The organism is Kribbella shirazensis (assembly GCF_011761605.1).
GTDB lineage: Bacteria > Actinomycetota > Actinomycetes > Propionibacteriales > Kribbellaceae > Kribbella > Kribbella shirazensis.
On the sequence record NZ_JAASRO010000001.1, the window covers coordinates 4821362 to 4833048 of the forward strand.

8 protein-coding genes are annotated in these 11687 nt (G+C 68.9%); all 8 read left to right on the forward strand.

From position 1 onward, the window contains the following. The first annotated feature begins 26 nt into the window (after nt 1-26). Nucleotides 27-1043: a ferritin-like domain-containing protein gene (locus tag BJY22_RS23300; protein WP_167210087.1), complete on the forward strand. Its 1017-nt coding sequence runs from the start codon at nt 27-29 to the stop codon at nt 1041-1043. A gap of 27 nt (nt 1044-1070) precedes the next feature. Beyond that, nucleotides 1071-1742: a DNA/RNA non-specific endonuclease gene (locus BJY22_RS23305; RefSeq protein WP_167210089.1), complete on the forward strand. Its 672-nt coding sequence runs from the start codon at nt 1071-1073 to the stop codon at nt 1740-1742. After that, the gene (locus tag BJY22_RS23310) at nt 1739-2134 is read left to right on the forward strand and encodes an antitoxin YezG family protein (RefSeq protein ID WP_167210092.1); all 396 of its coding nucleotides are present in this window, start codon (nt 1739-1741) and stop codon (nt 2132-2134) included. Before BJY22_RS23305 ends, BJY22_RS23310 begins: the two co-directional genes overlap by 4 nt. 188 nt (nt 2135-2322) lie before the next feature. Then, the gene (locus BJY22_RS23315) at nt 2323-4401 is read left to right on the forward strand and encodes a HelD family protein (protein WP_238350437.1); all 2079 of its coding nucleotides are present in this window, start codon (nt 2323-2325) and stop codon (nt 4399-4401) included. Nucleotides 4402-4427: 26 nt separating this feature from the next. Continuing rightward, nucleotides 4428-5711 (forward strand): hypothetical protein, encoded by a 1284-nt coding sequence (locus tag BJY22_RS23320; RefSeq protein WP_337758884.1) that lies wholly within the window; start codon nt 4428-4430, stop codon nt 5709-5711. A 40-nt stretch (nt 5712-5751) separates the two neighbouring features. Continuing rightward, complete coding sequence (locus tag BJY22_RS23325; protein WP_202891231.1) at nt 5752-7236, forward strand: glucose-6-phosphate dehydrogenase; 1485 nt, start codon at nt 5752-5754, stop codon at nt 7234-7236. 92 nt (nt 7237-7328) lie between these two features. Next, entirely contained in the window at nt 7329-8999 is a 1671-nt protein-coding gene (locus BJY22_RS23330) for a carboxylesterase/lipase family protein (protein ID WP_167210094.1), read from the forward strand. A 60-nt stretch (nt 9000-9059) separates the two neighbouring features. Next, nucleotides 9060-11561: a X2-like carbohydrate binding domain-containing protein gene (locus tag BJY22_RS23335; RefSeq protein WP_167210096.1), complete on the forward strand. Its 2502-nt coding sequence runs from the start codon at nt 9060-9062 to the stop codon at nt 11559-11561. Nucleotides 11562-11687 lie beyond the last annotated feature (126 nt).

Here is an 11687-nt window from a genome sequence, read left to right on the forward strand (position 1 = left end):
GCCATCGGTGTCCTGTCTCAACAGGTATGAACCAGCGCATCGAGACCATCGACGGTCTTCATCAGCATCTGCAATGGGCGATCGAACTCGAGCACGCCACGCTCCCGCCGTACCTGTGCGCCCTGTACTCGCTCGACCCGGCGCGGAACCCGGACGCGGTCGAAGTGGTGAGCAGCGTGTTCGTCGAGGAGATGATCCATCTGTCGCTGGCCTCCAACCTGCTGAACGCCGTCGGCGGTGAACCGCGGCTGGACGCGCCCGAGCTGCTGCCGGGGTACCCGCGCCCGTTGCCGCACGGGTCGATGGAACTGTCCCTGCTGCCGTTCGGGCCGGAGGCGCTGGAGATGTTCCTGCGGCTCGAGAAGCCCGAGGCGCCGGGCGCGCCGGGGCAGAGCGATCACTACGAGACGATCGGGCAGTTCTACGACGCGATCGAGGACGGCCTGCGGTACCTGTGCGAAACGCTCGGCGAGGACAAGGTGTTCTCCGGTGACCCGGCTCGCCAGGTCACCGCGGGTCCGTTCCACCACACCGCCGGGACGCTGCAGCCGGTCACGGACCTGGAGTCGGCGCTGGCCGCACTGGAGGAGATCGTCGAGCAGGGCGAGGGTACGGCGCGCGGTGAGGTCTGGGACGGTGACCACGACATCTTCCACCCGGACCGTGACGAGGTCGCGCACTACTACCGGTTCCAGGAACTGAAGCTCGGACGCCGCTACCAGCGCGGTGACACGCCGCAGTCCGGCCCGACCGGTGAGCCGGTGACCGTCGACCCGGCGGGGGTGTCACCGATGCAGGCGAATCCCCGCCGGTCGGAGAACCCGCAGATCCGGGCCGCGCAGGAGGAGTTCGACAACACCTACTGCACCTTGCTGTTCCTGCTCGAGCAGGCGTTCACCGGTGAGCCCGCACTGATCCGCGATGCGACCCGCGCGATGTTCGGCCTGAAGTCCGAGGCGCTCAAACTGATGCAGCTCAGCGAGGACAACCACACCACGGCAGGACCGACGTTCATCTACATAAACCCCGAACAGCGCAGTTGAGACACCTTCGTCGGGTAGAAAGAGCGTATGCCTGAGCGGCCCGAGAGAGTGTCGCGCGCGTCGGCCCGGATCGAGCAGCCCGCTGATCCGGCCGACATCCGTGCTGTCGGTTACGGCCCTGACGACGTACCGCTGGTGCCGGAGCGGTACGCCGACCTGCCGGTGCACAAGGAGACGTCGGGACGCGGCGACGACTGGAACCCGCGGCTAATGGACCCGGAGCCGTCGTCGGTGTACGTCGTCGACAACCGCTACGTGTACGTCACTGACGCGAAGGCCCGGGTCACCCACGCGGAGGGCTGGCTCGGGTGGCTGCCGTCGGAGCAGAACGACGACCGCCGCAACCTGGAGGCGCAGCGCGAAGCGGGCCGTCCCGATCGCGAGCGCACCGACGACGGCGGTCACCTGTTCGGCACGGCGTTCAACGGGCCCGGAGAGTCGATCAACCTGACCGCGCAGTCGCGATCGCAGAACCAGGCGGTCAAGGGCGTGCACGACAACTGGCGGCGGATGGAGGAGAGCTGGCACGCGATGCGTACGGCGGGTGTCCAGGTGCACGCCGCGATCGACGTCAAGCATCCGAACGGTACGACGCGACGCCCGTCGAGCCGGACCGTGGTCGATCGGCATGACGGGAAGCGATCACCGCGGCGTATCTTCAGAGAGACCAAACCGACGACGGCCCGGGGAGCTGGATGAGCGAGATCGGCGTCATCGACACGATCGCCCGCGCGCTGGTCGAGGACCTGCCCGTCGGCTGGCGCGAGGTCAGTGCGGTCTACCGCGCGACGACGTCGTACGCCGAGCTCGACGGGACCGTGGTGGACGCGGCGGGGGAGAGCCCGCTCGACCCGCTGCCGGAGGGACTTGAGGATCACTTCGAGGAGCTCCGGCGGGAGATGTACCAGCCAGGCAAGGGCACCTGGCTGACGGCGAGGATCAGCGTGACCGCCGAGGGACGGTTCGCGACGGACTTCGACTACGACAACGAGCCGGACTGGTCGATCCCCGTCGACGAAAGCATCTACACGGAAGACCTGTCCGTGTTTCCCCGGGACCGGGAGAACATCCCGAGTTGGATGCGCGGCTGATTCGCTGGGTGCGCCGCCGGTCCGGTGGATGCACGGCGGGTGTGGTGGGCGCGCCGCCGGGTCCGGTGGATGCGCGGCGGGCTGGTGGATGTGTGGTTGACGCGGTGGTGGGGGTTAATTCGGTGGCGGGTGTTCGGTAGCGGCTGGTAGCGTCGCCGGTCTGTCTTTTCGGGATCGAATCGAACCGGATGGATCTGCTCCGGGGCGGGACCCAGCTCACGATTCGAGGCTCCTCGACCATGGTCGAACCGGAAGTAGAGGCCGAACGCGCCTTCCTGTCCACCGCTCGCACAGCACTTCGCCGGATGTACGCCGAGGTCGTGGACCGCGAGGTCCAGATCATCGGCGGCGAGGACAACGACGAACGCTTCACCAACGAGGCCAACCAGCGGGCCAAACAGATGCGCACGCACGCGCTCCTGGACCTGCCCGACGTACCGCTGTTCTTCGGCCGGCTCGACTACGAGCCGGGCACCATCGACGATCTCCACCAGATCTACATCGGCCGCCGGCACGTCCACGACGGCACCGGCGTACCGCTGGTGATCGACTGGCGCGCGCCGGTGTCGGTGCCGTTCTACCGCGCCACCCAGAAGGACCGGCAGCGCGTGCTGATGCGCCGCCGCTACGGCTTCTCCGAGCACGCTGAGCTGACCGGTTTCGAGGACGAGCCGCTCACCGGGTCCGTCGAGATCGATCAGGCGGACGCGTTCCTGCGCGCCGAGATCGAGCGGCCGCGCACCGGTCCGATGCGCGACATCGTGGCGACGATCCAGCCCGAGCAGGACGACCTGGTCCGCGCGCCGCTGCATCCGAGCGTCTGCGTGCAGGGCGCGCCCGGGACCGGCAAGACCGCGGTCGGCCTGCACCGCGTCGCGTACCTGCTCTACACCGAACGCGAACGCCTCGGCCGCGGCGGTGTCGTGATCGTCGGCCCGAACCGCTCGTTCCTGTCCTACATCCGCAAGGTCCTGCCCGCGCTGGGCGAGGTCGACGTACGCCAGATCACCATCGACGAACTCCTGACCCGGCCCACCGCGGCGACCGACGAGGCGGCGGCCGAGGCGCTGAAGGGCGACGCGCGGATGGCCGACGTACTGCGGCGCGCGTTGTGGTCGTACGTCGGTACGCCGAGCGAAGGAGTCCTGTACAGCAAGGGATCCCGGCGCTACCGCGTGCACGACTACGAGGTTGTCGACATCGTGTCGGACCTGCGCGGCTCGACCCGTTACGCGCCTGGCCGGAACGCGCTCGCGCAACGGATCGCGCACGTCGTCCTGGTCCGGATGGAGGAGCGGGCCGAGTCACCGGACGACCGCGTGCAGAACGCCGTCGCCCGCTCGAAGCCGGTGAAGGACGTGCTCGACGCGGTCTGGCCGCGCGTCGTCCCCGAGCAGGTTCTGCACCGGCTCTTCTCGGACGCGGACTTCCTCGCCGCGGCGGCCCCGGACCTGACGGACAAGGAGCGTACGGCGCTGCTGTGGCGGAAGCCGCCGCGGTGGTGGAAGTCGGCGAAGTGGTCGTTCGCGGACACGGTTCTGCTCGACGAGCTCGAGGACCTGATCGAGCGGCGGACCGGATCCTTGGGTCATCTCGTCCTGGACGAGGCACAGGATCTGTCGGCGATGCAGCTGCGCGCGCTCGGCCGGCGCTGCCGCACCGGGTCGGCGACCGTGCTCGGCGATCTCGCGCAGGCGACGACGCCGTGGGCCGCCGGTTCGTGGGACCTGGTGCTCGGTCACCTCGGCAAGAGCGACGGTGTCGTGGCAGAGTTGGGCCGCGGGTTCCGGGTGCCGGCGCAGATCATCGACTTCGCGGCGAAGCTGCTGCCCGCGATCGCGCCGACGTTGAGCATCCCGACCGGGGTCCGGACGGTCGCCGACGCGCTGAGCATCGTGCCGGCCGACGCGTCGACGTACGCGGATCAGGTCGTCGCCGCGTGCCGCGCCGCGCTGGCCGGTGAGGGATCGGTCGCGCTGATCGCCGCCGACGACCAGGTCGGAGAGCTCCGGGACGCGATCGTCGCGGCCGGTCTGGAGGCCGCGCTGCTGGGTGAGACCGAGGACGAGATCGACACCGTCCGGCTGGTGTGCGTGCCGGCGACGCTGGCCAAGGGCCTGGAGTTCGACGCGGTGGTCGTCGCCGAGCCGGCGCACATCGTCGCGGCCGAGCCGCGCGGCCTGCACCGCTTGTACGTCGTCCTCACCCGTGCGGTCAGCCGCCTCCAGATCGTCCACGCCGAGCCGCTGCCTGCCTCCCTCGGCTGATCCTCTCGCGACGCTAGGGTCGCGGTGTGGAGTCAGGAGTGGCGGTCGTACTGGTGTTCATGGTGCTCGCGGCTGTGGTCGTGGTGGGCGGGATCGCCTGGGGGATCGTCGCGTTCACTCGCCGCCGGGCGTACATCAAGTCCGTCCAGCAGCGGGGCTGGTTGTTCGTCAACAGCCCGACGTTCGACGCCGTCGCCAGGCTCGGGAACCCGCCGTTCGGCATCGGCTTCGACCGCAAGCCCGACGACCAGATCACGGGGATGACGGGCACCGGCCGCCCGTTCCAGGTGATCGAGTACAAGAACGGGCACTGGTCGGGCTGGGTCGGCATGGTCACGTTGTCCCGCCGCCTTCCCGAGCTGTGGATCACCGGCGGCGAGACGGCACCGCGGTACGGCGTCCTCGCGCAGGGCGTACCCGCTCCGCCGCAGCTCGGTCCCGGGTGGCAGGTCGGTGCGCTGGACGTCGCGTTCGCGAACGCGGTGCTGACACCGCAGCTGTGCCAGCAACTCAACGCGATGGCCGCGGGGCAGCCGGGCGTCAACCTGAGCATCGACGGCGATCAGGTCGTTGTGCTCGATCCGCCGCGCAAGGAGCTCGACCGGCTCGGGCCGTGGCTGGAGCAGCTCGGAGCGGTCGCGGCGGCGATCGACGCGACGCCGCTGGACCAGTGGATCCAGCCGGAGCCGCCGCCACGGCTGACCTTCTACCACCACCCGGAGTGGTACTGGATCGGCGTCGACGACAGCCTGCTGCAGTTGGCGCCGGTCAACCGCGGCGGGTTCGGCCACCGCACGGACCAGGTGGTCCGCGGGCGTGACGGGGACGGGCCGCCGTTCATCGCGTTCAAGCACCACTGGAAGACGCAGCGCACCGAGACGTCCACCGACAGCAACGGCAACTCGCACTCGCGGACCGTTACCGAACACCACTCGGAGCCGATCCTCGGGTTCCAGTTGCCGATCCGGATGCCGCCGCTGACCGTCGGCCGCAAGGGACTGAGTTCGGGGATCGAGTTCGAGAGCGCGGCGTTCAACGAGCAGTTCGCGATCTTCGCGCAGGACCCCAAGTACGCGTACGACGTGATCCACCCGCGGCAGATGGAGTACCTGATGGCCACGCCGGGCGCGCCGTTCCGGCTCGAGGGCGAGTGGGCCTGGTTCTCGCCGGGGGAGCACAGCCAGCCGGCGATCGCGCACTGCTCGGTCTACCTGCGCGGGTTCCTGGCCGGGGTCCCGCGCTTCGTCTGGCGTAATCTCGGACTGGCGGAAAACCCTTTCCCACCTCTTGAGACGCCTGCTGTGCGCTAGCGGGAATGCGATTACTGTCGGTGCGGTTGCCTCTCAAGGTGTGGCTTCACGGGTGCAGCCGCACGGGACAGTTTCGGGAGGCATCATCAGTACGCATGCGGCCCTGCTGCCGGTCGACGGACGGCCGGCGGCGACGGACCAACGAACCCTGGTCATCTTCGGCGCCAGCGGCGACCTGAGCTCGCGGCTGCTGCTGCCCGGCTTGGGCAGTCTGCTCGCCGGACCGCGCGCCACGAGTGTGCGGATCATCGGCACGGGCCGGTCGCCGCTCGCTCCGGACGAGTGGACGGGCCGCGTCCGGTCCGCCTTCGCGTCGCGGGGCGAGATCGGCCCGGTCGCGGCCGAGACCCTGGCGACCACGGAGTACGTCGCCGGCGACCCGACGGACGTCGCGCACCTGCGGACACTCCTCGACCTCGCCGGCCCCGCGCCGGTGCTGTACTTCTCACTGCCGCCGGCCGTCACGACGGCGATCGTCCAGACGCTGCAGCAGCTCGACCTGCCCGAGGGCACCGAGCTCGCGTTCGAGAAGCCGTTCGGCACCGACTCCGCGTCCGCCGCCGCGCTGAACAAGTTGGTCGGCTCGCTCGTGCCCGAGGAGAACGTGCACCGCGTCGACCACTTCCTCGGCCGCACCGCGGTTCTCAACCTGATCGGCCTGCGCTTCGCGAACCGCCTGTTCGAGCCGGTCTGGAACGCCGAGCACATCGAGAGCGTCGAGATCGTGTACGACGAGACGCTCGGACTCGAGGGCCGCGCGCAGTACTACGACAACGCGGGCGCGCTCGTGGACATGATCCAGAGCCACCTGCTGCTCGTCCTGGCGCTGCTCGTGATGGACGCCCCGGCCACGATGGACGCCGTCGAGGTCCGCAGCGAGATGGCCCGGGCGCTGCGCAGTACGCACCTCTACCACGGGTCTGCCCTCGAGGCGGGCCGGCGGGCGCGGTACACCGCGGGCATCGCGGCCGACCGCGTGGTTCCGGCGTACGCCGACGAGGCCGGGGTCGACCCGTCGCGGGAGACCGAGACGCTGGCCGAGGTGACCGTCGAGGTGGACACGAACCGCTGGGCGGGCGTCCCGATCACGCTGCGGTCCGGCAAGGCGCTCGGGGTCGCGCGCAAGGAGATCGTGATCCGGTTCAAGCCGCTGCGGCACCTGCCGTCCGGCCTCCGCGGCGCCGGCGGCGCCAGCGACGGCGAGACGCTGCGCATCGGTCTGAACCCCGGCGAGCTGTCGTTGTCCGTCCCGGCGCTCGGCGTCGACGGACCGTACACGATGGGCCAGGTCTTCCTCGACGCGACGCTGCCCTCGTCGCCGGTCCTCCCGTACGGCGAGGTGCTGAACGGGATCCTTCGCGGCGACCCGCTGCTGTCGGTCCGCGGTGACGTGGCCGAGCGGTGCTGGGAGATCGTGGAGCCGGTAGTCGCCGCGTGGCAGGCCGGCGAGGTCCCGCTGGAGGAGTACGAGGCGGGATCCGACGGCCCGGCCGACTGGCGGGCCGGCAGGCAGTCGGCTGCCTGACACCAGGGACTTTCCCTGGGGCGACGGGACGGTCGCCCGCTGGAGAGTGAGACGTCAACGAATCACTCTCCAGCATGAGGTGCAAACGAACTATGAGAACCGTCCTCTCACGGCGCGGACGCCTGGCGTTCGCCGCCGTCGGTGCGGCACTGGCCACCGCGATCGGCGGACTGACCGTCGCCGGCGCGGCTGATGCCAGCTCCACCCCGAGCTCCACCCCGAGCACCAGCACGAGCACCAGCACGAGCGCCGGCCAGAGCCCGGTGGTGGCCACAGGCAACGGCGCCGTCCGCGGCCTGACGGTCGACGGCACCTCCGCGTTCCGTGGTCTGCCGTACGCCGCGGCGCCGACCGGCGACCTCCGGTGGCGACCGCCGCAGGCCGCGCCGGGCTGGCAGGGAGAGCGCGACGCGACGTCGTACGCACTGGCCTGTCCGCAGGCGCCGGGGATCAATCCGCCGGGTGGGTTGAGCGAGGACTGCCTGTACCTCAACGTCTCGACACCGGCGTTGCATCCGGCCGTGAAGCGACCGGTGCTGGTGTGGATCCACGGCGGCGGACTGACCGCGGACAGTGGCTCGAACTACGACGGCACCAAGCTCGCCAAGGCCGGTGCGGTCGTCGTGACCATCAACTACCGCCTCGGCGCGTTGGGCTTCCTGGCCCACCCGGCGTTCGCGTCGCGTCCCGGCGGACCGGCGGGCAACTACGGGCTGATGGATCAGCAGGCCGCGCTGCGGTGGGTGCAGCGCAACATCGCCCAGTTCGGCGGCGACCCGCGGAACGTGACGATCGCCGGTGAGTCGGCCGGCGGGCTGTCGGTCCTGGCGCACATCACGTCGCGCAGCTCGAAAGGCCTGTTCCAGCGGGCCGTCGTGCAGAGCGGCGCGTTCGCGCTGGAGCAGGAGTCATTGGCAAAGGCAGAGGCCTTCGGCAAGGACTTCGCGGTGAAGGTCGGCTGTGCGGACCAGTCCGCCGAGTGCCTCCGGCGTGTTCCGGTGCAGACGCTGGTGGACAACATCTCGACGGCGACCGCCCTCATCCCGGGCTCGATCGACGGCGCGGTGCTGACGGAGTCGATCGGTACGGCGCTCGCCGCCGGCCGGTTCAACAAGGTGCCGATCCTGAACGGCAGCAACCACGACGAGGAGGCGCTGTTCACTCTCGGCGGCCGGGTCGTGAGCCGTGGCTACAACGTCGCGTACACCAGCCCGGTGACGGCGGAGAACTACGAGGCCAACATCGCATCGGCGCTCCGGGTCGCACCCGAACAGGCCGCAGCCATCGCCGCGGAGTACCCCCTGTCCGCCTATCCGACACCTGACAAGGCGTTCGGCACCTTGGTGGGCGACGCCACCTTCGCCTGCGGCGTGGATCAGGTCAACAACTGGACCACAACCCACGGCGTCCCGACGTACGGCTACGAGTTCAACGACGACACCGCGCCGTTCCTGTTCGCCCCGGCCGGGACGTTGTCGGTCGCGACGCACGGGTCCGAGCTGTGGTACCTGTTCGACCTCCCGAATGCGCCGTTCCCGGCGCCGCTGAACGCGGAGCAGACCGCGCTGGCCGACTCGATGCGGGCCGCGTGGGTCAAGTTCGCCGCCACGGGCAACCCGTCGACGCACTCGGCGTACTGGCCGTCGTCCGGCCACAAGGGCAAGGTCGTGTCGCTGGAACTCCCGGCACCGCGGGTCTCGGCGGACTTCGCGGCGCGTCATCACTGCACCACTTTCGCACAGAATCTTGACAACGTTAAGTAATAGTTCCAATATCCTATCCGATTCGGGTTTCTGGGTTCTCTGGGAAGAAGGTCAACCGCCATGACCAGATCCGTTCGGAGCAGGGTGTTGCGGGCCGCGCTTGCGGGGCTCGTTGTCGCCGGGCTGCTGCCGGCAGGTTTCAGTACGTCGTCAGCAGCACCGGCGCCGTCCACCACGAGCGTCACCACGCGCACCATCACGAACACCAGCGCGAGTGTCACGACCGCGACCGAGCTCTCGGGACCGGCGGGGGACAAGGCGCTGCGGCCCTATATGGGCTGGAGCAGCTACAGCATGCAGGTCTACAACCCGAACGGCGGCAGCTGGATCACGGCGGATCAGTTGATCGCCCAGTCCGACGCGATGCACGCGAAGCTGCAGCCGTACGGGTACGAGTACATCAACATCGACGCCGGCTGGAACGACGGCATCGACGCGTACGGGCGTCCGACGCCGAGCACGAAGCTCTACCCGAACGGTCTGCAGGCCGTCATCGACCACATCCACGACAACGGCCAGAAGGTCGGCCTCTACGCGATCCCGGGTATCAGCAAGGCCGTCATCGACGCGAAGCTCCCCATCTACGGTGCCCCCGAGTGCACGACAGCCGACCTGCCCGTGCAGCCGCTGCAGAAGGCCGACTACTGGGGCATCGGCTACCGGATGGACTTCTCGAAGCCGTGCGCGCAGAAGTACATCGACTCGATCGCGGACCTGTTCGGCTCCTGGGGCCTGGACTTCCTGAAGTTCGACAGTGTCACTCCGGGCTCGGGGATCAGCGACCTGTCGCTCGACGCCCGTGACGACGTGAAGGCGTGGTCGCAGGCGCTGGCCCGGCACAAGATCTGGCTCGAGCTGTCCTGGGCGCTGGACATCAACTATGCCGACACGTGGAAGCAGTACGCCAACGGCTGGCGGATCGACTGGGACGTCGAGTGCTACTGCCCGGGCACGGCGCTGACCTCGTGGCCGAACATCAACCGGTTGTTCCCGAAGCTCGCCGAGTGGTGGCGGCACGCGGGACCGGGCGGCTGGAACGACCTCGACTCGCTCGACGTCGGCAACGGTCAGATGGACGGTCTCACCAAGGACGAACGGCGTACGGCGGCCACGCTGTGGGCGGTGTCCGCGGCGCCGATGTACGTCGGCAACGACATGACGAACCTGGACTCGTACGGCCTCGAACTACTCACGAACCGTGAGGTGATCGCGGTCAACCAGGCCGGCCGTCCGGCACATCCGGTGTCCACGAAGACCAACCGCCAGGTGTGGTACGCGCTGAACCCGGACAGCTCGTACACCGTCGCGCTGTTCAACCTCGGCCAGACCGACGCCGACATGACGGTGAACTTCGCCGACCTCGGGCTGAACGGCTCCGCGAAGGTGCGCGACCTGTGGGCCCGCAAGGACGTCGGGTCGTACGCGTCGAGCTTCACCGCGCAGGACGTGCCGATCCACGGCGTCCGGCTGCTCAAGGTCACGCCGGAGAAGAACGCGGCGATCAGCGTGAACGACGACGACCTGCGGGTGTCGTACGCCGGCGCGTGGGAGCGAAACAAGAACTACGAAGTACCGGCAGTCTCCCAGTCGCTGACCGTCGGCGTCACGGACTCGTCGGCCAGGTCCGCTGCAGGGTCCGTGACGACAGCCGACCTGCCGATCCGGACCGTCGAGATCAACAACAACAACTCGCAGATCGTCTACAGCGGCAACTGGAACTACAGTTCCGGGCGCGGCCTGGGCGACTACCAGGACGACGTGCAGTGGACAGAGACCAACGGCGACTCGTTCTCCTACAGCTTCGTCGGGACAGGCGTCGACTACGTGACCGAGACCGACCCCGGGCAGGGCGACGTCGACATCTACATCGACGGCGAGTTCAAGCAGACCGTGAGCACGTCCATGGATCCGGCGCAGGGCCACAACAAACCCCAGCAGGTCGTGTACAGCATCTCGGACCTGCCGAACGGCAGCCACACGATCCGCGGGGTGAAGAAGTCCGGTCAGTTCATGCTCCTGGACAAGCTGAACATCCGGCAGGAGAGCCTGCTCAACCCGGACACCGCGGCCTTCGACAAGAACGCACCGGCCGATGTCGACGTGACGCTCGGGCGTGACCCGGGTGAGCTGGAGGGCATCTCGAAGGCGGGCCAGGACCTGGTGAAGGGCACCGACTACACGGTCGCCGGGAACGTCGTCACGATCAGCAAGGCGTACCTGGCGAAGCTGCCGGTCGGCAACGCGTCGCTCGACGTGCGGTTCCGTGGCGACTACCGCGACGACGTCCACGCCACCAAGGCCGACGGTGCGGCGGTGGAGTTCACGTTCACCGGCACCGGGGTCGAGTGGAGTACGGCGCTCGCACCGGACCAGGGCGAGGCCGACGTGTACGTCGACGGCAAGCTGGTACGGCGGGTGAACCTGCACGGTGACGTCCGGGTCACCAACCGCACGGTGTTCAGCGCCACCGGGCTGCGGAACGGGCAACACGTCGTTCGCATCGTCAAGGTGAACGGCGAGGTGCTCCGCAACGACACGATCCGCTATTCCATCGCCAGGTAATCGACATCTCCTCGGCGGGTGGCGGTCCACGGGACCGCCACCCGCCGTTGTGTTGCGGGCATCACAGGTCTCTGACTGACTGATCAGTCAGTCACTTGCTAGCCTTGGGTGTGGGGGATCGAGCGC

Coding starts and splice junctions, on each gene's coding strand:
- BJY22_RS23305 (WP_167210089.1), top strand. CDS start 1,071: ATGCCTGAGCGGCCCGAGAGAGTGTCGCGCGCGTCGGCCCGGATCGAG.
- BJY22_RS23335 (WP_167210096.1), top strand. CDS start 9,060: ATGACCAGATCCGTTCGGAGCAGGGTGTTGCGGGCCGCGCTTGCGGGG.
- BJY22_RS23300 (WP_167210087.1), top strand. CDS start 27: ATGAACCAGCGCATCGAGACCATCGACGGTCTTCATCAGCATCTGCAA.
- BJY22_RS23330 (WP_167210094.1), top strand. CDS start 7,329: ATGAGAACCGTCCTCTCACGGCGCGGACGCCTGGCGTTCGCCGCCGTC.
- BJY22_RS23310 (WP_167210092.1), top strand. CDS start 1,739: ATGAGCGAGATCGGCGTCATCGACACGATCGCCCGCGCGCTGGTCGAG.
- BJY22_RS23315 (WP_238350437.1), top strand. CDS start 2,323: ATGGATCTGCTCCGGGGCGGGACCCAGCTCACGATTCGAGGCTCCTCG.